Source organism: Ruegeria sp. BG6, assembly GCF_056538465.1.
The window spans coordinates 1-23,364 of sequence record NZ_JBQFTB010000019.1; the positions used below are offsets into that span (position 1 = coordinate 1).

The 23,364-nt window shown below is 58.7% G+C and carries 21 protein-coding genes; 10 read left to right on the plus strand and 11 right to left on the minus strand.

Annotated elements, in window-relative coordinates:
* Positions 1 to 354: 354 nt before the first annotated feature.
* Together katG and ACR0JW_RS21830 are read right to left on the minus strand one after the other, a co-directional pair.
* Positions 355 to 2,556, minus strand: coding sequence for a catalase/peroxidase HPI (katG, locus tag ACR0JW_RS21825; RefSeq protein WP_170682605.1), 2,202 nt, complete (start codon positions 2,554 to 2,556; stop codon positions 355 to 357).
* Positions 2,557 to 2,873: 317 nt separating this feature from the next.
* Complete coding sequence (locus ACR0JW_RS21830) at positions 2,874 to 3,716, minus strand: SDR family oxidoreductase (protein WP_170682604.1); 843 nt, start codon at positions 3,714 to 3,716, stop codon at positions 2,874 to 2,876.
* 90 nt (positions 3,717 to 3,806) lie between these two features.
* On the opposite strand from ACR0JW_RS21830, the gene ACR0JW_RS21835 reads away from it, so the two are divergent.
* On the plus strand, positions 3,807 to 4,439 hold the full coding sequence (locus ACR0JW_RS21835) for a class I SAM-dependent DNA methyltransferase (RefSeq protein WP_480714433.1): 633 nt from the start codon (positions 3,807 to 3,809) through the stop codon (positions 4,437 to 4,439).
* A gap of 13 nt (positions 4,440 to 4,452) precedes the next feature.
* Here ACR0JW_RS21835 and ACR0JW_RS21840 read toward each other — a convergent pair whose 3' ends face one another.
* The 3 genes from ACR0JW_RS21840 to ACR0JW_RS21850 are packed head-to-tail and all read right to left on the minus strand — an operon-like array spanning position 4,453 to position 8,421.
* A complete protein-coding gene (locus ACR0JW_RS21840) occupies positions 4,453 to 5,232 on the minus strand; it encodes a carnitinyl-CoA dehydratase (protein WP_480714434.1) in 780 nt (259 codons plus the stop codon).
* Positions 5,229 to 7,244: an acetate--CoA ligase family protein gene (locus ACR0JW_RS21845; RefSeq protein ID WP_480714435.1), complete on the minus strand. Its 2,016-nt coding sequence runs from the start codon at positions 7,242 to 7,244 to the stop codon at positions 5,229 to 5,231. Before ACR0JW_RS21845 ends, ACR0JW_RS21840 begins: the two co-directional genes overlap by 4 nt.
* 16 nt (positions 7,245 to 7,260) lie before the next feature.
* Positions 7,261 to 8,421 carry an acyl-CoA dehydrogenase family protein gene (locus ACR0JW_RS21850; RefSeq protein ID WP_170682600.1) on the minus strand — a complete coding sequence of 387 codons (1,161 nt, stop codon included), beginning with the start codon at positions 8,419 to 8,421 and terminating at the stop codon, positions 7,261 to 7,263.
* Between the two features lie 77 nt (positions 8,422 to 8,498).
* Here ACR0JW_RS21850 and ACR0JW_RS21855 point away from each other — a divergent pair, with 77 nt between their 5' ends.
* The gene (locus ACR0JW_RS21855) at positions 8,499 to 9,446 is read left to right on the plus strand and encodes a GlxA family transcriptional regulator (RefSeq protein WP_480714436.1); all 948 of its coding nucleotides are present in this window, start codon (positions 8,499 to 8,501) and stop codon (positions 9,444 to 9,446) included.
* A 12-nt stretch (positions 9,447 to 9,458) separates the two neighbouring features.
* Here the strand turns inward: ACR0JW_RS21855 and ACR0JW_RS21860 are convergent, their stop codons facing one another.
* Both ACR0JW_RS21860 and ACR0JW_RS21865 read right to left on the minus strand, forming a co-directional pair.
* The gene (locus ACR0JW_RS21860) at positions 9,459 to 10,451 is read right to left on the minus strand and encodes a sterol desaturase family protein (protein ID WP_480714437.1); all 993 of its coding nucleotides are present in this window, start codon (positions 10,449 to 10,451) and stop codon (positions 9,459 to 9,461) included.
* Between the two features lie 92 nt (positions 10,452 to 10,543).
* Positions 10,544 to 11,299: a class II aldolase and adducin N-terminal domain-containing protein gene (locus ACR0JW_RS21865; RefSeq protein WP_170617365.1), complete on the minus strand. Its 756-nt coding sequence runs from the start codon at positions 11,297 to 11,299 to the stop codon at positions 10,544 to 10,546.
* 113 nt (positions 11,300 to 11,412) lie between these two features.
* Here ACR0JW_RS21865 and ACR0JW_RS21870 point away from each other — a divergent pair, with 113 nt between their 5' ends.
* On the plus strand, positions 11,413 to 12,288 hold the full coding sequence (locus tag ACR0JW_RS21870; RefSeq protein ID WP_170682599.1) for a LysR family transcriptional regulator: 876 nt from the start codon (positions 11,413 to 11,415) through the stop codon (positions 12,286 to 12,288).
* Positions 12,289 to 12,376: 88 nt separating this feature from the next.
* On the opposite strand, the gene ACR0JW_RS21875 is transcribed toward ACR0JW_RS21870, so the two are convergent.
* Entirely contained in the window at positions 12,377 to 12,811 is a 435-nt protein-coding gene (locus ACR0JW_RS21875) for a VOC family protein (protein WP_170682598.1), read from the minus strand.
* 126 nt (positions 12,812 to 12,937) lie between these two features.
* Between ACR0JW_RS21875 and ade the strand changes: the two genes are divergently transcribed.
* From ade to ACR0JW_RS21895, 4 genes are all read left to right on the plus strand, one after another.
* Positions 12,938 to 14,740 (plus strand): adenine deaminase, encoded by a 1,803-nt coding sequence (gene ade / locus ACR0JW_RS21880; protein WP_170682597.1) that lies wholly within the window; start codon positions 12,938 to 12,940, stop codon positions 14,738 to 14,740.
* On the plus strand, positions 14,737 to 16,200 hold the full coding sequence (locus tag ACR0JW_RS21885) for an AMP nucleosidase (protein WP_480714438.1): 1,464 nt from the start codon (positions 14,737 to 14,739) through the stop codon (positions 16,198 to 16,200). The genes ade and ACR0JW_RS21885 overlap by 4 nt, the downstream gene beginning before the upstream one ends.
* A gap of 130 nt (positions 16,201 to 16,330) precedes the next feature.
* Positions 16,331 to 16,618 carry an HU family DNA-binding protein gene (locus ACR0JW_RS21890; RefSeq protein WP_117871130.1) on the plus strand — a complete coding sequence of 96 codons (288 nt, stop codon included), beginning with the start codon at positions 16,331 to 16,333 and terminating at the stop codon, positions 16,616 to 16,618.
* 213 nt (positions 16,619 to 16,831) lie between these two features.
* Positions 16,832 to 17,311 (plus strand): GNAT family N-acetyltransferase, encoded by a 480-nt coding sequence (locus tag ACR0JW_RS21895; RefSeq protein ID WP_170682595.1) that lies wholly within the window; start codon positions 16,832 to 16,834, stop codon positions 17,309 to 17,311.
* Between the two features lie 83 nt (positions 17,312 to 17,394).
* Here the strand turns inward: ACR0JW_RS21895 and ACR0JW_RS21900 are convergent, their stop codons facing one another.
* Entirely contained in the window at positions 17,395 to 18,591 is a 1,197-nt protein-coding gene (locus tag ACR0JW_RS21900; protein ID WP_480714453.1) for a BCCT family transporter, read from the minus strand.
* 190 nt (positions 18,592 to 18,781) lie between these two features.
* Between ACR0JW_RS21900 and ACR0JW_RS21905 the strand changes: the two genes are divergently transcribed.
* Entirely contained in the window at positions 18,782 to 19,669 is an 888-nt protein-coding gene (locus ACR0JW_RS21905) for a DMT family transporter (protein WP_480714439.1), read from the plus strand.
* Here the strand turns inward: ACR0JW_RS21905 and ACR0JW_RS21910 are convergent.
* Positions 19,645 to 20,166 carry a glutathione peroxidase gene (locus ACR0JW_RS21910; protein WP_480714440.1) on the minus strand — a complete coding sequence of 174 codons (522 nt, stop codon included), beginning with the start codon at positions 20,164 to 20,166 and terminating at the stop codon, positions 19,645 to 19,647. The two genes, ACR0JW_RS21905 and ACR0JW_RS21910, sit on opposite strands and share 25 nt — an antisense overlap.
* A 146-nt stretch (positions 20,167 to 20,312) precedes the next feature.
* Here ACR0JW_RS21910 and msrB point away from each other — a divergent pair, with 146 nt between their 5' ends.
* Complete coding sequence (gene msrB, locus ACR0JW_RS21915) at positions 20,313 to 20,759, plus strand: peptide-methionine (R)-S-oxide reductase MsrB (RefSeq protein ID WP_480714441.1); 447 nt, start codon at positions 20,313 to 20,315, stop codon at positions 20,757 to 20,759.
* Positions 20,759 to 21,271, plus strand: a complete 513-nt coding sequence (gene msrA, locus ACR0JW_RS21920; protein WP_480714442.1) for a peptide-methionine (S)-S-oxide reductase MsrA — start codon at positions 20,759 to 20,761, stop codon at positions 21,269 to 21,271. The genes msrB and msrA overlap by 1 nt, the downstream gene beginning before the upstream one ends.
* 41 nt (positions 21,272 to 21,312) lie before the next feature.
* Here the strand turns inward: msrA and ACR0JW_RS21925 are convergent, their stop codons facing one another.
* Positions 21,313 to 23,316 (minus strand): hydantoinase/oxoprolinase family protein, encoded by a 2,004-nt coding sequence (locus ACR0JW_RS21925; RefSeq protein ID WP_170682609.1) that lies wholly within the window; start codon positions 23,314 to 23,316, stop codon positions 21,313 to 21,315.
* Positions 23,317 to 23,364: the final 48 nt, after the last annotated feature.

The following is a 23,364-nucleotide window of genomic DNA, read 5'->3' on the forward strand; positions in this document are numbered from 1 at the left end:
CAGTCTATCCTGAGCGTCTCAACCGTCTTTCCAGTCCGTCAGGCCGTCTCTCCGACCCGTCAGCACCGCCTCAGCAGCGCCGGTGAAGGGGTATTTACGGATTAGGCCTGGGACCTGCAACCCCCATTTTCAAAAAACTTCACATTTCACTGCAGAAACTGACGCGGGTTAATGAAAACAACAGGTTATCTTAATAATTCGCGCGTTTGAGCGGCTTGTGCGCTGCAGAAACCGGGTAAGAAGTCGACCTTTCGGCGGAATCGTACCCAGTGTTTGGTATGCACCTAGGTCCTAACCAAAGAAAACGCCGCCCGAGTCTCCTAGGGCGGCGCAATCACAGTAATGGTCGCTGGTTTAGTGCAGATCGAAACGATCCGCGTTCATCACCTTGTTCCAAGCCGAGACAAAGTCACAGACGAATTTGCCCTCGGCGTCGGCCTGACCATAGACCTCGGCCAGTGCCCGCAATTGCGAGTTCGAACCAAAGACCAGATCGACTCGGGTGCCAGTCCATTTGACCTCTCCGCTGGACCGGTCGCGCCCTTCGTAGACGCCCTTGCCTGCGGGCTTCCATTCGGTGCTCATGTCCAGAATGTTGGTGAAGAAGTCGTTGGTCAGCGCTCCGACACGATCGGTGAAGACGCCATGCTTGCTGTCGCCGAAGTTGGTACCCAGAACGCGCAGGCCACCGACAAGTGCAGTCATCTCGGGTGCCGACAGGTTCAACAACTGCGCCCGGTCAACCAGCAACTCCTCGGGTGAGACGGTGTAGTCGGCCTTCTGGTAGTTGCGGAAACCGTCAGCGATGGGTTCCATCACCGAGAAGCTCTCGACATCGGTCTGTTCCTGCGTTGCATCCGCGCGGCCCGGGGTGAAAGGCACTTCGACATCCTGACCACCGGCTTTGGCCGCCTGCTCGATTCCAACCGCACCGGCCAGAACGATCACATCGGCCAGCGACACTTTCTTGCCGCCCGACTGCGCGTCATTGAAAGCTGTCTGAACGCCTTCCAGCGCGCCCAGCGCTTTGGACAGTTTCATCGGCTCGTTCACGTCCCAGTCTTTTTGCGGCGCAAGACGGACACGGGCACCATTGGCACCGCCACGCTTATCCGACCCACGATAGGTCGAGGCCGAAGCCCATGCGGTCGAGACCAGCTCGGACACTGACAATCCTGCCGCTGCAATCTTGGCCTTAAGGTCTGCCACATCTGCATCTTCGACCAGATCGTGATCCACTGCCGGAACGTTGTCCTGCCAGATCAACTCTTCGGTTGGGGCTTCCGGGCCAATATAGGCCGAACGCGGACCCATGTCGCGGTGGGTCAGTTTGAACCAGGCCCGCGCGAAGGCATCTGCGAACTCTTCCGGGTTCTCATGGAAACGCTTCGAGATCGGGCCGTAGATCGGGTCCATGCGCATCGCCATGTCGGCAGTGGTCATCATGGTCTTGACCTTCTTGGACGGATCATGCGCCGCCGGGGCCATGTCTTCCTCTTTCACGCCGACCGGCTCCCAGATATATGCGCCCGAGGGGCTTTTGGTCAGGTTCCAGTCATAGCCGAACAGCAGGTCAAAATAGCCGTTGTCCCATTTGATCGGGTTCGCAGTCCATGCGCCTTCGATCCCCGAGGTCGTGGTGTCATCCCCCTTGCCCGAACCAAACTTATTGATCCAGCCAAAGCCCATTTCCTCGATCGGGGCGGCTTCTGGTTCCGGACCGACCAGATCGGGGTCGCCCGCACCGTGCGCTTTGCCGAAAGTATGACCACCCGCAACCAGAGCAACGGTTTCCTCGTCATTCATCGCCATCCGGCCAAAGGTATCGCGAATATCGCGGCCCGAGGCCAGAACGTTGGGTTCACCATCCGGGCCTTCAGGGTTCACATAGATCAGGCCCATCTGCACGGCGGCCAGCGGGTTTTCCAGATCGCGCTCGCCCGAGTAGCGGCTGTGCGGGTTGTCTGTCGGAGCCAGCCAGTCCGTCTCGGCGCCCCAATAGATGTCTTCCTCGGGCGCCCAGATATCTTCGCGGCCTCCGGCGAAACCAAAGGTCTTGCCACCCATCGACTCGATGGCGCAGTTACCGGCCAGAATCATCAGATCGGCCCATGAGATCTGGTTGCCGTATTTCTGTTTGATCGGCCACAGAAGACGGCGGGCCTTGTCGAGGTTGCCGTTATCCGGCCAGCTGTTCAGCGGCGCGAACCGCTGGTTCCCGGTCGAGGCCCCGCCACGTCCATCCGCCGTCCGGTACGTCCCTGCACTATGCCAGGCCATGCGGATAAACAGGCCACCGTAGTGGCCATAGTCCGCCGGCCACCAGTCCTGCGAATCCGTCATCAGCGAATAAAGGTCTTCCTTCAGCGCTTTCATGTCCAGCTTCTTGAATTCTTCGGCGTAATCAAAATCCGCACCCAGCGGATTTGATGCTGGCGTTTTCTGGTGCAGAATCGACAGGTTCAACTGTTTCGGCCACCAGTCCCGGTTCGACCGGGTACCCGCACCATGCATGACAGGGCATCCGCCTGTTTTGGGGTTATCACTTCCGTCCATATCGATCTCCAATCCTGGCTAAGTCCGGCAGGTTCGCGTGTGCAAATCTCAGATAAGTATAGTGGTTCGAACAGCACTCATCGTGCCGAGTCGTCCACATCACTCACCGGCAGAAGTAGCAAATTCAAACCATGCAAAAAAGTTTTGTTTTCCGATCAGTTTCATAGCTTTTGGCTATTGTTTGGAATTCACCTCAGACAGCGAAACCTGATCAGGCAGGACTAACACCCGTCACGCACACAGTAGCCATTCCCGCAGGTCCCCGGATCCGGGTACTCAAAGGTGCTAGACCTATACAAAATGGCGGTTTTCGACGGCTAGCGCTTCATCAGGGATTCCAGCCCGACACGATAGTCGGGGTAAAGAAGCCGCACGCCCAGTTCTTCCTTGATGCGGTCGTTTCTGACACGCTTGTTCTCATTGTAGAAACTGCGCGCCATCGGAGTCATGTCAGCGTCCTCAAATGCCACGGCTGGTGGCAGCGGAAGCCCCTGAAGCTCGGCCGCGTAACCGATGACGTCCTGAGGCGGCACAGGCTCGTCATCACAAACATTGTACACCGAACCGGGATTGGGCCGCGCCATGGACGCCCGCAGTACCTGCGCAATATCGGCAACGTGAATGCGCGAGAAGACCTGCCCCGGCTTGATGATCCGCCGCAGCCCGCCGCGTTTGAGTTTGGAAAACGGTCCTCGCCCGGGACCATAGATGCCCGCCAGTCGAAAGATATGCGTCGGCAGGCCCGGAATTCCCGCCCATTCCTGTTCCGCGTGCAAGCGCCACTGGCCCCGGTCAGCCGTTGGTGCAGGCGGCGTCGATTCGTCGACCCAGTCGCCCTGATGATCGCCGTAAACCGCGGTTGTCGACAGATATCCCACCCAGGAAAACTGATTGGCCCGCGCCTCGATCTCGGTCCGCAGGGCGGCCAGAACCGGATCGCCTTTTGCCGTCGGCGCGATCGAGATCAACAAATGCGTCACCCCATCCAGTGAAGGTACCTGACCCGGCCAGATCAGAGGGTCGGCACCTGAGGCCCGGATTGCATCGGCCCCGTCCGCATCCCGCGTTGTCCCGACAATCTGCCATCCATCATGCATCAGCAGCCGCGACAGTGCCTGTGCCGAATACCCGTGCCCAAACGAAAAAAGTGATCCAGTCATGGCCCCTTAGATGATCCGCAAAAGCGCCAGATGCAAGCACCTGCCCGAGGATACTTGATTCGAATCCCCTGATGCGCCTTTGATTATGTCATGAGTGACAAGAACCCCGATCTGAAAGCCGCCTATGCGCTGAAAACACCAGAGGACAACAAACGCCTCTATGCCGAATGGGCCGGAGATTACGACGAAGGCTTTGCGGCCCTCGAAGACTATCAGCTTCATGTTCACACCGCCCGCGCCTTTGTCGGTGCAGGCGGCCAAGGGCCGGTTCTGGATGTGGGTGCCGGCACCGGCCTGTGCGGCGCGGTGCTGGCAGGGCTGGGGGTCGGGCCCATTGATGCCACCGACATCAGTGGTGAAATGCTGAGTCAGGCAATGCGAAAGGACATATACCGGGATGCGATCGAGGCCGATCTGAACCACGGAATCCCGGTTCCCCAAGACAGTTATGCCGGCATCGTTTCGTCAGGCACATTCACGCATGGCCATTTGGGGCCAGATGTTCTGCCCGCTTTGTTGCGCATTGCGCGCGCCGGGGCGCAGTTCGCGCTGTCCATCAACGCCAGGCACTTTAAAAAGCTCGGCTTTGCCGAGACGCTAAGAGAGTTGGAACAGGATCAGATCCGCAATCTGACCCTGACCGAAGTTCGTATCTACGGAGATCTTGCAGCAGGCGACAACAAGGATGACACCGCATTCATCGCGCTGTTCGAACGCATTTGAATAGCCGCGCCGTTCAGCGCCCCTTCCAGACCGGGTCGCGTTTTTCGGCGAAAGCCCGCGCGCCTTCCAGATTGTCATCAGAGCCGTACAAGGTATCGATCGTCGACAATTGGCGCCGCGTGATCCGGTTCATGATGTCCTGAAACTTCGAATCCTCGGCCTCACGCACAACTTCCTTGATTGCCGCATAGACCAGAGGCGGGCCGCTTGCCAGAAGCCGCGCAAGCTCCCACGCGCGGTCCATCAGTTGACCTGCGGGAACGATTTCATTGACCAGACCCCAGCGGTGCGCCTCGTCCGCATCAAACCAACGTCCCGTCAGCAACAGTTCCATGGCAACATGATAGGGAATACGTTTGGGCAGTTTGACGCTGGCGGCATCGGCAATCGTGCCCGAACGAATTTCGGGCAGGGCAAAGCTGGCATGATCGGCGGCAACAATGATGTCAGCGCTCAGTGCCAGTTCCAGACCGCCCCCACAGGCGATTCCGTTCACGGCAGCGATCACAGGCTTGTTCATGTCGCGCAGTTCCTGAAGCCCGCCAAAACCACCAACACCATAATCGCCGTCAACCGCGTCGCCGTCAGCCGCGGCTTTCAGATCCCAGCCGGGGCAAAAAAACTTGTCCCCTCCGCCGGTCAAAATGGCCACACGCAGATCGGGGTCATCGCGGAAATCGCGAAATACGTCCCCCATGACGCGGCTTGTCGCCAGATCGATGGCATTGGCCTTGGGTCGGTCCAGTGTAACTTGCAGAATTGCGCCATCGCGTTTGGTTTTGACCGGATTCATAAGCTTGCCTTTCGGATCAGGGCATCCACCGCAACCGCACCTTCCTTGGTGCAGATGAGAGGATTGATTTCAACTTCGCTGACAGTTGCCGCATTGGCAATGACATACGCCTGTACGGCTTCGACCGCGTCCAGAATTGCATCGATATCCGCTGCCGGTTTGCCCCGGTATCCAGCCAGCAACGGCGCACAGGCCAACCGTCCCAGCGCGTTCTGCACGGCCTGCCGGGACGAAGGCACGAGCAATGAGACGGTATCACGCAGAATTTCAGTCAGTACCCCGCCCGCCCCCAAGGTCAGGACAAATCCATGCGCCGGATCTCGCGTGACGCCGATCAGCAACTCGGCAACACCGCCATCCGCCATTTCCTCGATCAGTATGTCGTCGGTGCCGATCTTCTCTGCCACGGCGGTCAGAGCATCGGAACTTACACCGAGATGAACCGCACCATGTTCGGACTTGTGTGCCAGGCCAATGCCTTTGACCGCAAAGGGGCCACACAAACCGACTGCGGCCTCGGCCACGCTGCTTTTGCAAGCTACAACACGCCGCGGCACCTTCATACCGTGACCTGCCAAAGCCGCTTTTGCTTGCGCTTCGGTCAGAACCTGATCCGGGTCAGAATTTGAGGGCAACAAAACCGGTTCGGCCGGTTCAGGTACGACGCGCGCCGCCGCCTCGATTGCGGCCAGCGCCTCGTGCAGGCCGGCAAAAGGGACGACACCACCGTCGACCAGTTGTTGCGCCACGTCCTGCGGCATCAGTTCGGGCAGGGTCGCTGTTACGGCAAAGGGGCGACCCGTGTGCGCGACGCAGTTCAGCGCGGCCTGCGTGGCGCAGGCCCAATCGGTCGCATCGGTATGGGGATAGTCGACAATCGACATCGTCAGCGCCTTGTCCGGCCCGGTCAATCCGGTCCACACACGGGTCATCGCATCAGTGTCGCGCCAGATATAGGTGTGATAGTCCAGCGGGTTTGCCAAAGCCACCATCGGCCCCAACGCGGCGCGCAGATCGGTCTTTTGCCGGTCTGTCAGCGGCGGGAAATGCAGATCGCGCCCCTCGGCCATATCCGCGCCCAGGCTCGCCTCGCCGCCAGAGCAGCTGATCATGCCCAGACCGTTGCCATCCAGACGTCCGGTGACATGCAGCAGTTTCAGGCATTCCAGAAAGCTCGGAATGTCACCCAGCCGGGCTATCCCCAGGCGGTCCAGAAAAGCCTGTGCGCCGGCGTCGCCTCCTGCCAGAGACGCGGTATGCGAGATCGTCGCCGCCTGTGCATGCGCGGAACGCCCCATCTTTAGCGCCACGATCGGCACCCCGCGCGCGTGCGCCTTGGTGGCCAGCGCCTCCCATTTGCGCAGATCGCCAAAGCCTTCGATATGCACGCCGATGGCGGTGATCCGGTCATCGTCCAAAAGGGCCGAGGCAATATCGGCCTGATGCGTCTGTGCCTGATTCCCGCAGGTCAGGATAAAGGCCAACGGCAGGGCACGGCGCTGCATCGTCATGTTGATGGCCATATTCGAGCTTTGCGTCAGGATCGCCACACCACGATCGACAGGCTGCATTCCATGCTGATCCGGCCAGACCGCTGTTCGGTTCAGACCATTCACGAAACCATAGCAATTGGGGCCGAGTATCGGCATATCTCCGGCGGCAGAGACCAGTTGCGATTGCAGATCGGCAGCCTGATCGTCTTCTGCCCGCGCTTCGGTGAAGCCCGAGGCGAAACAGACCGCTCCGCCCGCGCCGCTTGCAGAAAGGGCTGCAACCGCTGATACGGTTGCATGACGGTTGATCCCCACGAAGGCCAGGTCCGGGGGGCGGGGCAGATCCTCAATCGACGCATAAGCCTGTAAACCCGCGACTTGCGCAGCCTTCGGATGAACCGGCCAGATTTCTCCCTCAAATCCGAACTTGCGGGCCTGCGATATCACTTCGGCGCACCACGCACCGCCACCGATGACCGCCAGAGTCGAAGGGTTCAGAACGCGCGCCAAAGCACCCATCACACGAGCTCCGGCGTCATGCGCCCAGCGCCCGCAACAGATCGCGGCTGATGATGTGGCGCTGAATTTCGCTGGTGCCGTCCCAGATGCGTTCAACGCGGGCATCGCGCCAGAACCGTTCAAGCGGGTAGTCGTCCATCAGCCCCATACCACCATGAACCTGAATCGCGGCGTCGGTCACCCGCGCCAGCATCTCCGACGCATAAAGCTTGGCCGAGGCGATCTCGCGGTTGCTTGGCAAACCCTGGTCCAGCCGGTCGGCGGCGGCCAGCGTCAACAAATCGGCTGCGTCAATCTCGGTGATCATGTCGGCGATCTGGAACGAAACGCCCTGAAACTTGCCGATCTTCTGCCCGAACTGTTCGCGCGTCGCGGCATAATCCAGCGCATAATCAAAGGCGCGGCGGGCGCGCCCCACGGACATGGCCGCAACGGTGATACGGGTGGCATAGAGCCATGTGTTCATGACCTCGAAACCGCCATCGACCTCACCCAGAACCTGAGCATCGGGCAGTCGACAATCGTCAAAGTCCAGAACCATGTTCTTGTAACCGCGGTGACTGACCGACTTGTAGCCGTCCCGAATCGTGAAACCCGGAGTCCCACGATCCACCAAAAACGCCGTAATCCGCTTTTTAGGGCCTTTTGGCGTCTGATCTTCGCCTGTAGCGATGAAGACGATGATAAAGTCGGCATGCTCGGCGCCCGAGATGAAATGCTTGGTCCCGTTGACAACCCAGTCACCGCCGTCACGCACAGCTGCACATTTCATGCCACGCACATCCGAACCCGCGCCGGGTTCGGTCATCGCCAACGCATCCATCCGCTCACCACGCACGGCAGGCATCAGGTAGCGTTCGATCTGGTCCCCTTCACAGGCCATAAGAATATTCTGCGGCCGCCCGAAGAAATGGTTCAGCGCCATCGAACCCCGCCCCAGTTCGCGCTCGACCAGGGCAAATTCCAGATGGTTTAGCCCGGCGCAACCGACACTTTCGGGAAAGTTGCAGGCATAAAAGCCCAGTTCCAGAGTCTTGCGTTTGATGTCCTCGGCGATCTCGTGCGGAACTTCACCGGTCCGTTCGACCAGTTCTTCGTGCGGGTAGATCTCGTTCTCGACAAAGCTGCGAACGGTTGAGACGATCATCTCCTGTTCGTCGGACAGGCCATATTGCATCGGTTCACTCCACATTTGGACTTGTCGTTATCCTGACGTGGCTTGAAATCACGATCATACAGAATTAGACGATCATCATGCTAAAGTGGAAAAAATCTCCTCCTGCAACGCAGCGACTGGGCGTTCTGCTGTTCGACGGGTTTTCCAACCATTGCCTTGCCAATTCGGTCGAACCGCTGCGCGCGGCGAACACCCTGTCGGGGCGAACCCTTTATGACTGGACATTCCTGTCGCTGGATCCTGGGCCCGTTACATCCTCGTCCGGCCTGCAGGTCGCACCGCATGAAACGCTGCAAAAATCTCATGGCGACATGTTGTGGGTTATGCCGTCATACGGATTTCAGGCCCATGGCGGCTGGCGTACGCTGGCCGGACTAAGATCGGCTGCAGAAAGGTTCCAAACACTGGCAGGCCTGGACACCGGTAGCTGGCTGCTGGCGCGGGCCGGCTTGCTGGACGGACATCGCGCCACCATCCACTGGGAGGAACTGACAGGTTTTACCGAACGCTTCCCCGAAGTCACGGCGCTGCGTGAGCGATATGTCATCGACCGCAACCGCATTACCTGTTCAGGCGCCATGGCAGCTTTCGATTTGGTCCTGTTTCTGATCGGGCGGGATCACGGGCAGGCCCTGGCCCTGGAAGTGTCCCAATTGTTCATGACCCGCGACTCCGCGCGCTCTCATACCGGTGGGGCCGGTGCAACCAGCGGATATGTGAACAAGGCTTTGGGCCTGATGCAGGAAAACCTAGAATCACCCTTGTTAGTTTCTGATATTGCCCGGCGCGTGGGACGTTCGCAAAAGGCGCTTTCAATCCGCATGAACTCTGAACTCGGCGCGGGGCCGGCACAGGTTTATCGGCGGCTGCGCCTGAATCTGGCGCGCAAACTGGTTTCCGAAACCGATCTGAGCATCGCCGAGATCGCCTTGCGCACGGGCTATGATGATCCCAGCGCCCTGACGCGCGCGTTCAGGGCCGAGTTCGGTGAGACACCGCGCGCCCTCCGGACGCGCGGAACCTGAAACCGCCGCCAGTCAGCCGAACATCTTTTTCTTGCGCGCCCGGGTAACTTCGGTCGCCTCGGGCGAGCCGTCATGGAAAGTTCCGAACCACCGGTCCCATGGCATTTCCTGATTGCCGTAGTTGCACTCATAATACCGGTGATGCAGCTGGTGATAGAACGTACCCAGCGCCAACCGCTTCTTATCCTTGATCAGCAAGTCTTCGTAGCCGGTATGGGTCATCGCTGCGCCCGGACCCTGAAACACGATGTGAAAGTACAGATGGATCGGATGGGACGGAACAATCCAGTGAATGCACAGGGTGCTGAGGTAGAAGAAATGCTCGACCGGATGCATCGAGAACCCGGACCAGGGACCGATATTGACGTTCCGGTGGTGCAGGCTGTGTACCTTTTTGTACAAAAACGGCTGATGCAGAAGTCGATGCACCCAATAGAAATGAAAGGCCGACCACATCGGCAGGATAATCAGCCACAGGATGAACCAGACGGGGCTATCCACGAATTTGATTACCGGCGCGTATCCGTTGGCCATCAGCCACATGGTGACCGCCTGAAACCCGGTCAGTTGCAGCACGCCGGAGCCGAGCGACCAGAACATGTTGTCCAGCACCTGATCGCTGAAATTCCACAGCTTGTTGTTCTTGCCCTGCTCGCGCCGTTCGAACTTCAGCTTTTTGCCCTGCGCCTTGCGCATATGGAAGTACCAGTGCAACCCTCCGGCGGCGATGAAGATCATGGCAAAATTCACCAGCCAGATCTGAAAAATCCAGCCAAACGCAAAAGTCCTGGCGGTTTCGAGCGATGGGTAGAAAAACGCCCACAGCGCAACGGCCAATCCCAGCATCAGAACCCGTTCGCTAAGGGTCAGCCAGTTCCGGGCGAGCCAGCCCGCCAAATACGCCGGATCAGGTGGCCAGCGAAACACCGAAGGATTCTGCAAGGGCAGATCAGGGTGGTAATTCCACTCGCGGCTCATGTCCTGCATCTGAGAATTGTCTGTCACGTCGATGTATCCTGTGGTTGGGATCGGCAATATTCAGGGCTCCGGCGCCGTGCAGACACGTCCGGTTGCTCTGCCCGTCAGGAGGGTCTGGTTCAGGTGGCGTAGTCCGAGCCTTCGGCGTCCAGCACGGCCTTGATTTCGCGCATATGCGCTTCGGCCTGCCCGGGGTAATCATCAAGCTCTTGCGCCGTTTTCTCGGCGATCTCGTCCGGAAGAACTCGCAACTTCTGTCCGGTCTGCAGCGCGCGTATGTAGGTTTCCGCAGCTCTTTCGAAGTAATAGAGCCTGTTGAACGCGTCCGCAGGATCGCTGCCGATCACCAGAACACCATGATTGCCCATGATCATGACTTTCTTTTTCGGGTCTGCCAGCATCGAGGCACAGCGTTCGCCTTCACTCTCAAATGCCAGGCCGCCAAATTCCTCGTCAACAACGTAGCGGTTGTAGAACGTGGCGGTGTTCTGGTCGATCGCAGGCATCGTGCTGTCCGCCAGCGAGGCCAGTACGGTGGCAAAGATCGAATGCACATGCATCACGCAACGCGCATGTGGGCAATGTCGATGAATCGATCCGTGCAGACCCCACGCGGTCGGGTCCGGTGCACCGGGCTGGTCCATCACATTCGGGTCATTTGCGTCCAGAAACAACAGATCCGAGGCCCGTATACGGGAAAAGTGCATCTGATTGGGATTCATCAGAAACTGCGTGCCGTCTTCGTTCACCGCCAGGCTGAAGTGGTTCGCGACCGCTTCGTGCATGTTCAGCCGTTCGGTCCAGCGGAATGCGGCGGCCATGTCCACACGTTCGGGCCAGTGGTCAATATTAGGGCGCAGGCTGGCAACGGTCATGTCAGAAACTCCTGTATTTCGGGTCTGCGTGGAACCGTGCCTTTTGCAAACGGGTTTGACCAACGAAAAATTCGCGGTTAATCCATTAGCTCAGCTAATGCCAGAGTTATGCAATGCAAAAACTGCTTCCACCTTTGGGCTGGCTGCGCACTTTTGAAGCGGCGGCCCGCCATCTTTCCTTTACCGGGGCCGCACGTGACCTGAACATGACGCAAAGTGCTGTCAGCCAACAAATCAAGGCGCTGGAAGGTCACCTGGGGCAGCCCCTGTTTCTGCGTCGTCACCGAGCGCTGGAGCTGACCGAGGCCGGAATAACCTATTTGCCTGTCGTTCGTGACGCTTTTCGCACCCTTGTCCGGGGCACCCAGGCCGTTACGGGTGCACAGCAGAACGCGGTGCAGGTGCAATGCAATATCACCTTTGCGGTAAACTGGCTGGCCCCCCGTCTGCCCCGGTTCCGCGCTGTGCACCCTGATGTCCAACTGAATATCTTCACCGAACTTTGGGAACCCCGGGAAATGGCCGAGGGCGCGGCGGTCGAGATCCGTTATTCCTTGCGTCCGGCAGATACCGTGAGGACCGAGTTTCTATGTTCCGACGCCTATTATCCGGTATGTGCTCCGAATTATCCGGTCACTTTGAAGACCCTGCAACAGCAGCCCCTGTTCGACTGTTCGAACCTTATGTCAAACTGGGCAAGCTGGGCTGAAGATCAGAGCCTAAATTGGGAAAATCCGCCCATAACTTATGCCACCACCTATCTGTTTGGCCTGTCCGTCGCGATGGCTGGCGGCGGGTTGTGCCTGGCCCATGACGCCATTGCCAAACATCTGATTGAGAAAGGAAGCCTGATCGCCCCCTTCGCCCACCGTGCCGCGATGCCCGAGGCGTACTACCTGTTGCTGTCACCACAGGCCGAAGAGAATTCAGGGGCAGTTGCGTTTGCTGAATGGCTGCGAAAGGAAATTGCCGAACCCGTTCCGAGCTGATCCCGGCGAGTAGATCTCCGGCCCATCGTCTATGCCCGTCGGGCATCTCCTTTGGTTGGGCCAAGCAGCGCTGCGCGCTGCTGGCAGCTCAGTCCTGATTTACGTCTTTCGGGCGGCTGGGAACCCAGGCATACCCGTTTTCACAGAGGATATAGGCCTCGCGCAATCCATGCGGTTTATCCGTTGGGGCCTGCAGAACGGTGCCCCCTGCCCCTTCTGCACGGGCGGATGCATCGTCCGGGTCTGTTTCGTACAAGCGAATTTCAACACCGGCCCCGCGCGGGGGATTCTCGGGCAGCAATCCAAGCAGGGGATTCGAGTGATACGTCCCGTCCGAGTGCAACTGAAAGACGTGCGTTCCGTAGGTGACGATCGCAAAATCTGCGGTCACTTGGTGGCTGGTCATGTTAAAAACAGCCTCTAAGAAAGCGCATTCCGCCGGTACATCGCGAACCAGCAAGTTCAGACCGATCCCACTGAGGCTGCGTCCAAAACTGTCTGCATCTATTGCGTTATAATCCATGGCACCATGCAAAGCCCGAACCGCGGCGCATTGCAAGTGCTCAGCCCCATCCGGCAAATTGTGATGGTTTCATGATACCCGACCGCCGGGGGTTGCACCTGACCGCGCATTCGGGAAAGTTGAGCCATGGAATACACACCTTTCCCAAGCTGGCCCGATGTCGCCCCCCGTTTGATCTCAGTTGCCGCCGGGCGCGAAGCTGCGGACATGGTCATCCGCGATGGTATCTGGGTGAACGTACACAGCCGCGAACTGCTCGCCAATCATTCCGTCGCCATAGCCGACGGGCGCGTGGCTTATGTCGGGACAGACGCGTCACACTGCATCGGCCCCGAGACGCGAATCATCGAAGCAAACGGGCGATATATCGTTCCGGGCCTGTGCGACGCGCATATGCATATCGAATCGGGGATGCTGACCCCGGCCGAATTTGCCCGGGCCGTGATTCCGCACGGCACCACCTCGATGTTCACCGACCCGCATGAGATTGCCAATGTTCTGGGTTTGGACGGCGTGCGTATGATGCATGACGAGGCGATGATGCAGCCGGTGAACATCTTTACGCAGATGCCGTCCTGCGCACCGTCCGCACCAGGGCTGGAGACCACCGGCTATGAAATCACCCCCGATGATGTAGCCGAGGCAATGTCATGGCCAGGCATTATCGGGTTGGGTGAAATGATGAACTTTCCCGGCGTGATCCATGGTGACCCTAAGATGTTGGCTGAAATCGCCGCCACGCAGCGGGCGGGCAAAACCGTCGGCGGGCACTACGCTTCGCCCGATTTAGGGTCTGATTTTGCGGCCTATGTCGCAGGCGGCCCGGCAGATGATCATGAGGGCACATGCGAAGCGGATGCCATTGCCCGCGTGCGCCAGGGGATGCGATCCATGATGCGGCTGGGTTCAGCCTGGTATGATGTCGAAAGTCAGATCACTGCCCTGACGCAGAAAGGTCTGGACCCCCGCAATTTCATTCTGTGCACGGATGATTGCCATTCGGGCACGCTGGTCAACGACGGGCATATGAACCGCGTTGTCCGTCACGCCATTGCCTGCGGATGCGATCCGCTGATCGCGCTGCAAATGGCAACAATCAACACCGCAACCCATTTCGGGCTTGAGCGGGAAATAGGGTCCGTAACCCCCGGACGGCGGGCCGACATTATTCTGAGTTCGGATCTGACCGAATTGCCTGTCGAGATGGTCATCGCGCGCGGGCAAGTCGTGGCCGAAGCCGGTAAAGCCACAGTGGAATGCCCGCACCTTAACTGGCCGGACAAGGCCCGTAACACCGTTCACCTGGGACACACCCTGACGGATGTCGATTTTGAGATCACGGCCCCGGCGGGCGCAAACAGGGTACGTGCCAATGTGATCGGTGTGGTCGAAAACCAGGCTCCGACCAAAGCGCTGAAGGCCGAGTTGCCGATCATCGGCGGGCTGGTCGAAGGCGAAGATGATGTCTGTCAGATCGCGCTGGTTGAAAGGCACAAGGCCACTGGCGGGGTGACAAATGCATTTGTGTCCGGGTTCGGATATCAGGGCGACATGGCAATGGCGTCGACCGTGGCCCATGACAGCCACCACATGATCGTTGTCGGCACCAGCCGCGAGCAGATGGCGCTGGCCGCCAACCGCCTGGCCGAGGTGGGCGGTGGTATTACCATTTTCCGCGAGGGCGAGGAACTGGCACTGGTTGAGTTGCCCATCGCCGGCCTGATGTCGGACCGGCCGGCCTCGGAAGTGGCCGACAAGGCGCAAAAAATGGTCGCGGCGATGGAAGCCTGCGGCTGCAAACTGAACAACGCGTACATGCAGCATTCACTGTTGGCCCTGGTGGTAATTCCGGAACTGCGGATTTCCGACCTTGGGCTGGTGGATGTGCGGACGTTTGAGAAAATCGACCTTTTGGAACCACTTGCATGACAATCATAAAAACACCGGATGCACCTGATCCGCAAAGCTTCACCGACCCCGAGGCCGCAGTTGCGCGGCTGGAGGAGTTGTACAATCAGGCCACAAGGTTTCTGTGCGACAGCTTTGCCAAAACCATGGGGCACGGCGCTCCGACTGAGCGATTCAGAGCCTATTACCCGGAAATTCGCATCAAGACCTCGTCCTATGCTCATGTCGACAGCCGACTGAGTTTTGGTCATGTTTCGGAACCGGGTGTTCACGCCACCACGGTGACTCGCCCCGATCTGTTCCGGTCTTACCTGACACAACAGATCGCGCTGCTGATCCGAAACCATGACCAGCCTGTGACCATCGGGCCTTCGGATACGCCGATCCCGGTACACTTCGCCGTGGCCAACAACCCGGAACTGGTGGTGCCGCAGCAGGGTGCTGCCGGATTCACGCTCAGGGATGTGTTTGACGTTCCGGATCTGACCACCACTAATGACGATATCGTCAACGGGGTGCATGATCACGAAGAACTGGCAGGACCGTTGTCGCTTTTCACTGCGCAACGTGTGGACTACTCGCTGGCGCGGCTGTCCCATTATACAGCGACCGACCCCAGCCACTTTCAGAACCACGTCCTGTTTACAAACTACCAGTTCTACGTGTCCGAGTTCGAGAACTACGCGCGCGAACAATTGGCCGATCCGGACAGCGGATACACAAGCTTTGTCTCGACCGGCAATGTCGAGCTCACAACACCCGATGCAGCCCTGGAGCAACCGCTGAAGCTGCCCCAGATGCCGACCTATCACCTGAAGCGCGCAGACGGTTCCGGCATCACTCTGGTCAATATCGGCGTCGGCCCTTCCAACGCCAAAACCGCCACCGATCACATCGCGGTTCTGCGGCCCCATGCATGGCTTATGGTCGGTCATTGCGCCGGATTGCGGAATACGCAGGCGTTGGGGGATTTCGTGCTGGCACATGCCTACCTGCGCGAGGACAAGGTGCTGGATGACGACCTCCCGGTCTGGGTGCCGATCCCGCCGCTGGCGGAAGTGCAGGTCGCGCTGGAGCGGGCTGTCGCCGAGGTCACCGAACTGGAAGGTTACGAGCTAAAGCGCATCATGCGCACCGGCACCGTTGCATCTGTCGACAACCGAAACTGGGAACTGCGCGATCAGTCCGGCCCGGTTCAGCGTCTTAGTCAGTCGCGGGCCATCGCGCTGGATATGGAAAGCGCCACCATTGCCGCCAATGGCTACCGGTTCCGGGTTCCCTACGGCACTTTGCTGTGCGTGTCAGACAAACCCCTGCACGGAGAATTAAAGCTTCCCGGCATGGCTTCGGACTTCTATACAACGCAGGTAAGCCGCCATCTGGCCATTGGCATTCGTGCGATGGAGCACCTGCGCGGCATGCCGTTGGAGCGTCTGCACAGCCGGAAATTGCGTTCTTTTGACGAAACGGCCTTCCTCTGACGCAAAAAAGCAACGTTTTCCCCATATTTTTAGGGTTTTCCGCGCTACTATTCGTTGTGTTCCAACACAATATCCCGTTACAGTTACGCGGTGAGGCCCAAGAGATCGGGCACGTTAAGGAGACCAAGAAATGGCAAAGCCTATGACAAAGACTCAGCTGGTTGCTGCTCTCGCTGAGGAAATGGGGACCGATAAGAAATCCGCGAACTCCGCGCTGGAGGCCATCACAGGCCTGATTACCCGCGAAGTTTCGGCCGGTGGCGCAGTAACCCTGCCCGGCGTCGGCAAAATCTACTGCCGTGAGCGCCCCGAGCGTCAGGTCCGCAACCCGGCCACTGGTGAGACATTCACCAAAGAGGCCGACAAGGTTGTGAAAATGACCATTGCGAAGGCGCTGAAGGACAGCGTGAACGGCTGATCGGATCACCGATGATGATTCAAAAGGGTCGCGTTTTCGCGGCCCTTTTTTGCGCGTGGCACCTGTAAGCTCCCACCGGGTCCAAGACCTGTCCTGGTCTCACATGCTCACCACCAAGCAGTCATCGTATTTGAACCGGCGCGGTATCATCGCGACCGGTGTTTTTGGCGTGGACCTCTTTGTGTGCGCAAGACCCTCCCTATATCCCGTTTTATGAAACAAGAAATTTCTTTCACCCGGCTTACCCAGATCTCGACCCCAGAAATCCTGGCTCATATGAAGAACCCGCGACTTGCGGAACACATGCCCCTGCTGACGCAGGACTGGGATGAAGAGACTGTCAATGAGTTCGTGAAGGCGAAAGAGGCCTATTGGACCCGTGATGGACTTGGCCATTGGGCCTTCCTGCACGGTGGCGACTATGTGGGATGGGGCGGCTTTCAAAAAGAGGGCGAAGAGTGGGATTTCGGCCTGGTCCTCATGCCCGGAGCATTTGGATTGGGGGCCAGAATAACAAGGCGAGCCATGGAGTTTGCAAAATCCGACGAACGGATAACGTCGGTGACATTCTTGCTGCCGCCCTCACGCAAGAAACTTGGCGCACTTAGAAAACTGGGCGCGTGTCCCGTAGGCGAAGTTGATTACGGTGGCGAGAAGTTCCTCAAATACCGTCTCAATATCGACGCAAGCTAGCGCTCGAAGGCGGAAAGACTTTGCCTTTACAAAAAAGGGCCCCGAAATCGGGGCCCTTTTCCTGTTTGTTGTTTGAAAACCGATCAGTGAACTGTCTCAACCTTGTGGAAGTCCAGATCACGATCTTCGGGCATGGAATCGATGCTCAGCACCTCATTACGCTTGGCGAGCAGGATATAGACCACACAGGCCAGATAGAGACCCACCACGACCGCGCCGATCCACTGGATCTGCAGCCACTGGCTCTGGAACAGCAGGGTCAGGACGAACAGCAACGCCACGTTGCCCGCCACGTAAGCCGCCTTGCCGAACCTTTCGACTGTCATGTTCAGATTGTCGGTATAGAGTCTAATCAACGAGTCCAGCGAGTTGATGACGAAGGTCACGCCCACGATCACCATCGCGATGTTGGTGATGCCTGCGGTGCTGATGCCGTTCAGGTGGTAGTAGTAGAGAACGGTGAACCAGATCGCCAACGGGATCGACGGAAAGATCAGCAGCGCGGCCAACAGTTGCCACGTGGTCAGACCGCCCACAAAGCGCGAGGTGAACTGGCCAATCATGATCGACCATGCGAACCACCAGAACAGGTAGAAGGCGTGATAGTCGGTCAGCGGCAGGACGAACTTGTGCAGGTTAGCGAAATACGCACTGATGTTGCTGCCAGTATCAACGAACCCGGTCATACCCATACCGGCCGCCGCCCACATCCCCAGGATCAGAGCCAGGAACAGGAAGGTCGATCCCACCGACAGGATACGCACGTATTTCAGATCGGTCGACGAATAGGCCGCCGCCAGAATCACCACGAACACGATGATGTAGAAGGTGGTGACCACGGATTCGCCATCTCCGACCTCGGGCAGGTAGCCGGGCAGGTAGATCAGGAACAGGCTGGCGGTGAAAGCACAGGTGCCGATGATGACCACGTTGTTGATCAGCTTGACCAGCGGGATCTCAAAGAACTTCACACTCGGTTCGATGACGCAGAAATAGAACGCGGTCAGGAAGTAGAAGGCCCAGATCAGAAAGCCCCAGAACCCGAATTCGATCGCCAGCGGGTTGGCGAATGCATAGGCCGGGTCTTCGGCATAGCCCCCGAACTCGGTCAGAGGGAACATGATCAGGCCGACATCCAGCCCGGATGTGAACAGGATTGCGATAAACGTGAACAGGTGGACAGGCGTCACGCCGACGCAGCGCAGGTTCCACCATTTCACGACGAAGAAAGCGACCAGGCCCAGGGCCAGCAGGACGCCAAAAGACAAGATGTATTCCAGGAACACCGACAAACCTCCCTTGATTGGTCAGATTTGGCGCGAATATCCTTAATTGGCTGGTCAATCAATAAAAACGAAAACCCAAGAATTCTTGCACGGCACATGTGGCTTTTTTGACGCTGAACCCCTGCGGCGCTTGCGGCCTGATCGGAATTCGGCAACAGTCCCGGCGTTCCGGGATGGAGGTTTCATGGATCTGCGCGCCATAGCCATGGGGCTGACATTTGCCCTGATCTGGTCGTCGGCCTTTTCCTCGGCGCGGATCATTGTTGCCGATGCTTCACCGCTGTTTTCACTGGCCCTGAGGTTCCTGTTATCTGGCATCATCGGAGTGGCGATTGCGCGAGCCATGGGACAAAGCTGGCATCTGACAAGGGACCAATTGCGGGCAACCATTTTGTTCGGCGTTTGCCAAAATGCCCTTTATTTGGGTCTGAATTTTTATGCCATGCAAACGGTCGAAGCCTCGGTTGCCGCGATCATCGCCTCGACAATGCCGTTGCTGGTTGCCGTCGCGGGTTGGTTGTTCTTCCGCGAAAAACTGCGACCAATGGGAATTGTCGGGTTGCTGTCTGGCTTCTTCGGCGTCGCCCTGATCATGAGCAGCAGGATCAACGCAGGGGTCGATATGTTTGGCGTGATGCTGTGCGGGATCGGCGCCCTGGCCCTGACCTTCGCGACACTGGCGGTCCGCGGTGCGACATCGGGCGGGAACTTCATGATGGTCGTCGGGTTGCAGATGTTTGTCGGCTCAGCCGTACTGTTTGTGGCTGCGCCATTCTTTGAGACGATCTATATCCATCCAACTCTGCCCCTGCTTCTTGCGTTCACCTACACCACCCTTGCCCCCGGGCTGCTGGCGACCTTGATCTGGTTCATGTTGCTGAACAGAATCGGTGCTGTCCGGGCCGCGACCTTTCACTTCCTGAACCCGGTGTTCGGTGTCGCAATTGCTGCACTGTTGCTTGGTGAAAAGCTCGGGCCCATGGATGCGGTCGGAGTAGGCATTACCACGCTGGGGATTTTAGCTGTTCAGCTATCCAGACAACCGGTTCAGCGCAGCAAAGCCTCGACCTGACTCAATAGTTTCCGCGAGTCAGGCCGCACATTCGACCCAAACGTGGCGACAACCTCTCCTGACGGGTCGATAAGGATCTTGTTGAAGTTCCAGCTGGGGACAAAGCCAGTTCGCGCGGCGACAGTCTTGTAGAATGGATGCGCATCAGGCCCTTTGACCGGCGTTATCTCGGTCATTGGCAGGGTCAGGTCATAGTTCAACTCGCAGAACCGCTTTACCTCTGCCGCGGAGCCCAGTTCCTGTTTGAACGAATCTGACGGGACGGCCAGAACCACCAGCCCCCGTTCCGCGTAAGTGTCATGAATCTTTTGCAGGCCCGCATACTGCCCTGTGAACCCGCATCGGGACGCGGTATTCACGATCAGAACCGGCTGGCCTCGCCAGTCTTCGATAGACAACGTGCCGCCGTCGATCGAATCAAATTCGCCAGTCAAAGGCGCAGCTTGCGCCGCGCGGGCGATCAACAGCAAGGCGAATAGCAGAAGCAGTCTGAGCATGGCGGCACCTCCTTTACTGAGAACTACGTGCCCGCCTGGCAACCGGATCACATGCACGAGCGCGCGAGATGGCTGAAATATGATTTTGCTTTTTGCCTCGTTATGCCCAAATAGAAGGCCAAGTCGCGTCAAAAACCGGAGGAGCCATGACCCGCTATACCAAAGACCCCGAGGCCATCGCCGCTCTGTCACCCGAAGAATACCACGTCACGCAGCGCAGCGGTACCGAACGCCCCGGCAGCGGCAAGTATCTGGGCAACAAGGAGCCCGGGATTTACGTTGATATCGTCTCGGGAGAGCCATTGTTCGCTTCGACCCACAAATACGAATCCGGCTGCGGCTGGCCCAGTTTCACGAAGCCCATCATCCACGAACACGTGGAAGAGTTTCGGGACGCCACCCTTGGCATGATCCGTACCGAGGTGCGCTCGAAACACGGTGATAGCCATCTGGGGCATGTATTTCCTGACGGTCCGCGCGAACATGGCGGGCTGCGCTATTGCATAAACTCAGCCGCGCTGCGGTTCATTCATCGTGACGAGATGGAGACCGAAGGCTATGGCGAATATTTGATCCATGTGGAGGACATCTGATGACTGAAGAACGCGCCGTACTTGCCGGGGGATGCTTCTGGGGCATGCAGGATCTGATCCGCAAACTTCCCGGCGTTTCCCGCACCCGTGTCGGATATACGGGCGGTGACGTGCCCAACGCCACCTACCGCAATCATGGCACCCATGCCGAAGGGATCGAAATCTGGTTCGATCCTGCACAAATATCTTACCGCACTTTGCTGGAGTTCTTTTTCCAGATTCACGATCCCACGACGGTGAACCGTCAGGGCAACGACCTCGGGATGAGCTATCGTTCGGCTATCTACTATGCCGACGACAATCAGAAGCAGGTCGCGCAGGACACGATTGCCGATGTGAATGCCAGTGGCCTATGGCCCGGCAAAGTCGTGACCGAGGTTGCGCCCGTCGGAGATTTCTGGGAAGCGGAGCCAGAGCATCAGGACTATCTGGTCCGCATCCCGAACGGGTATACCTGCCACTTTCCGCGACAGGGTTGGGTTCTGCCCAAACGCGCGGACGCGGCCGAGTAAACGACGACCTGCCCTGACCCTCTTTGAATTCGAGGGGGGAGCTAGCCAGTGGCCACCCGTGGTCGGCCACTGGCTTCGACCGTCACAAGGGCTTCGACAAACACATCCTGCGCCTCGATGCGCGCGGTCTTGATGTCCCTGTCGACAATGACCCGGATATCTTCAGCCCCGGCTTCGCGGACTGCGGATTCGGCTTCTTCCTTCAAAACAGCTTCCAACAGGGCCAAAGCCTGATCTGACGCCGCAAAATCCTGTGGCCCACTGTCCAGATGCACGCGATATCGCCCCTCGGCAGGCGAGGTTACGGTGCCCGAGCGCCGCAAAGTCAGCCGCCCGACAACCGCACCGATGGCATTTGCGACGCCGGTATGCTCAGGCAGGATCATACGGCAACGCAACCGCTCCCCGACGGCCGGATAGTAGCTGGGCGCCGAAGCGCCAAGGCCCACGACATCCACATTCAAAGCCGTATCCAGAGACAACAGGCCACGGTGCCCTGCCAGGCCGCGCCGGGTCAGCACATGACGGGCCAGATCCTGAGGAGGAACCCCAAAATCATGCACTTCTTCCGCAAAAGCAGTCTCTAACAAGGTCAAACTGGTCTGTTCGGTCAGTTGATCCACGATCATGCCGGCCAGCTGTTCCGGAGACTTCGCCAGAACATCACCCGACCCCACCCTCTTGCGAGACACAAGTTCCAGCGCCTTGCGGGCAGCACTTGAATCCCAGGCATCGACCCGGCCCAGAACATGGCTGGCATCCGAAGGCGTGACGCCCGAAACCTGAACAAGCCCGCGGTCCACCAACCGCGTCAGCGCGCCGTTGTCCATTCTGGTCCGCAACAGGCTGCTCAGCGGCAAAACCTGGTCACCAAGCCGCTCCAGCACAGCATTCTCGCGCGGCCCGACCTCATCAGCGCGCATCCCTGAAACCCTTCGGGCGAACCGTGTATCAAACTCACCCACCGTTGTTGCCCGCAGTTGCTCGTCCAGCGCGGCATGCACGACTTCGGGCGCTTCCGACGCGATCAGAGAAACCGGCAGCACCCGGCGCGGCCCCAGGAATACGCCGCCGCCCAAGCCTTCAGTAACCACGTGAACCTGGCTGTCACCGCCCAATCCATGGGTCCGCATCGCCACCGCCTCGACCATGGTGCGGAAACCGCCCACCTGCGCCCCGGCCGGATCAATCGCAGGTTTGCCGTCCCGGATCAAAGCCACATCCGTCGTGGTCCCGCCAATATCAGAGACAAGCGCATTCTCAACCCCGGTCAGCCAGCGTGCCCCCACAATCGAAGCCGCCGGGCCGCTGAGGATCGTCTCGATCGGACGTTCACGCGCCTGCTCGGCACTCATCAGCGCACCATCACCGCGCACCACCATCATCGGGGCCGTGATGCCCAGCTCGTGCAACCTGTCCTGTGCCCGGCCGATCAGGCGGTCGATCATACCAATCAATCGCGCGTTCAGAACGGCGGTCACCGCCCGTTTCGGGCCGTTCAGCCTGGCCGACAGGTGATGGGAACACGTGACCGGTGCCCCTGTCTTATCCGCAATAATCCGCGCTGCTTCCAGCTCATGCGCCGGGTTGCGTGTGGCGAATTGCGAAGCAACGGCAAAGCCGGATATCCCTATATGAGAGTCTAAAAATGCCTCAAGCGCCGCAATATCCAGCGGCGCAGCTTCGCCACCGGCATGGCTGTGGCCACCGGAAATCACAAGTGCCGGGTCGCCTTTCAGCGCGTCCTTCAGCCCGTGCTTTTCCAGATCACTGTCCTTGAAGCCGATATACGCAAGCGCCACACGGCCGCCCTGCCCTTCGACCAGGGCGTTCGTGGCCAGGGTGGTCGACAGCGACGCCATCGATATCTGGTCGGGTGAAACCCGGGCCTCGTCCAACACGGACGAAATCGCCCTGCCAACACCGATCGCCAGGTCCGCCCGTGTTGTCAGGGACTTGGCCGAGGCAATCACCTCTTTCTCATCCCGGATCAGCACCGCATCCGTGTAGGTTCCGCCTGTATCCACCCCCAAAGCCAGAGCCATCGGGTCCTCCATTTGTTCGCTGACAAAGGGTCTAGCGGTTTGCGCCGT

What these genes read in the sequence shown, in the direction of transcription:
- msrA (WP_480714442.1), top strand. Translation starts at nt 20,759, where the DNA reads ATGACTGAAGAACGCGCCGTACTTGCCGGGGGATGCTTCTGGGGCATG.
- ACR0JW_RS21835 (WP_480714433.1), top strand. Translation starts at nt 3,807, where the DNA reads ATGAGTGACAAGAACCCCGATCTGAAAGCCGCCTATGCGCTGAAAACA.
- msrB (WP_480714441.1), top strand. Translation starts at nt 20,313, where the DNA reads ATGACCCGCTATACCAAAGACCCCGAGGCCATCGCCGCTCTGTCACCC.
- ACR0JW_RS21845 (WP_480714435.1), bottom strand. Translation starts at nt 7,244, where the DNA reads ATGGGTGCTTTGGCGCGCGTTCTGAACCCTTCGACTCTGGCGGTCATC.
- ACR0JW_RS21895 (WP_170682595.1), top strand. Translation starts at nt 16,832, where the DNA reads ATGAAACAAGAAATTTCTTTCACCCGGCTTACCCAGATCTCGACCCCA.
- ACR0JW_RS21870 (WP_170682599.1), top strand. Translation starts at nt 11,413, where the DNA reads ATGCAAAAACTGCTTCCACCTTTGGGCTGGCTGCGCACTTTTGAAGCG.
- ACR0JW_RS21875 (WP_170682598.1), bottom strand. Translation starts at nt 12,811, where the DNA reads ATGGATTATAACGCAATAGATGCAGACAGTTTTGGACGCAGCCTCAGT.
- ACR0JW_RS21850 (WP_170682600.1), bottom strand. Translation starts at nt 8,421, where the DNA reads ATGCAATATGGCCTGTCCGACGAACAGGAGATGATCGTCTCAACCGTT.
- ACR0JW_RS21830 (WP_170682604.1), bottom strand. Translation starts at nt 3,716, where the DNA reads ATGACTGGATCACTTTTTTCGTTTGGGCACGGGTATTCGGCACAGGCA.
- ACR0JW_RS21910 (WP_480714440.1), bottom strand. Translation starts at nt 20,166, where the DNA reads ATGCTCAGACTGCTTCTGCTATTCGCCTTGCTGTTGATCGCCCGCGCG.
- ACR0JW_RS21885 (WP_480714438.1), top strand. Translation starts at nt 14,737, where the DNA reads ATGACAATCATAAAAACACCGGATGCACCTGATCCGCAAAGCTTCACC.
- ACR0JW_RS21890 (WP_117871130.1), top strand. Translation starts at nt 16,331, where the DNA reads ATGGCAAAGCCTATGACAAAGACTCAGCTGGTTGCTGCTCTCGCTGAG.
- ACR0JW_RS21905 (WP_480714439.1), top strand. Translation starts at nt 18,782, where the DNA reads ATGGATCTGCGCGCCATAGCCATGGGGCTGACATTTGCCCTGATCTGG.
- ade (WP_170682597.1), top strand. Translation starts at nt 12,938, where the DNA reads ATGGAATACACACCTTTCCCAAGCTGGCCCGATGTCGCCCCCCGTTTG.
- ACR0JW_RS21865 (WP_170617365.1), bottom strand. Translation starts at nt 11,299, where the DNA reads ATGACCGTTGCCAGCCTGCGCCCTAATATTGACCACTGGCCCGAACGT.
- ACR0JW_RS21925 (WP_170682609.1), bottom strand. Translation starts at nt 23,316, where the DNA reads ATGGCTCTGGCTTTGGGGGTGGATACAGGCGGAACCTACACGGATGCG.
- katG (WP_170682605.1), bottom strand. Translation starts at nt 2,556, where the DNA reads ATGGACGGAAGTGATAACCCCAAAACAGGCGGATGCCCTGTCATGCAT.
- ACR0JW_RS21855 (WP_480714436.1), top strand. Translation starts at nt 8,499, where the DNA reads ATGCTAAAGTGGAAAAAATCTCCTCCTGCAACGCAGCGACTGGGCGTT.
- ACR0JW_RS21840 (WP_480714434.1), bottom strand. Translation starts at nt 5,232, where the DNA reads ATGAATCCGGTCAAAACCAAACGCGATGGCGCAATTCTGCAAGTTACA.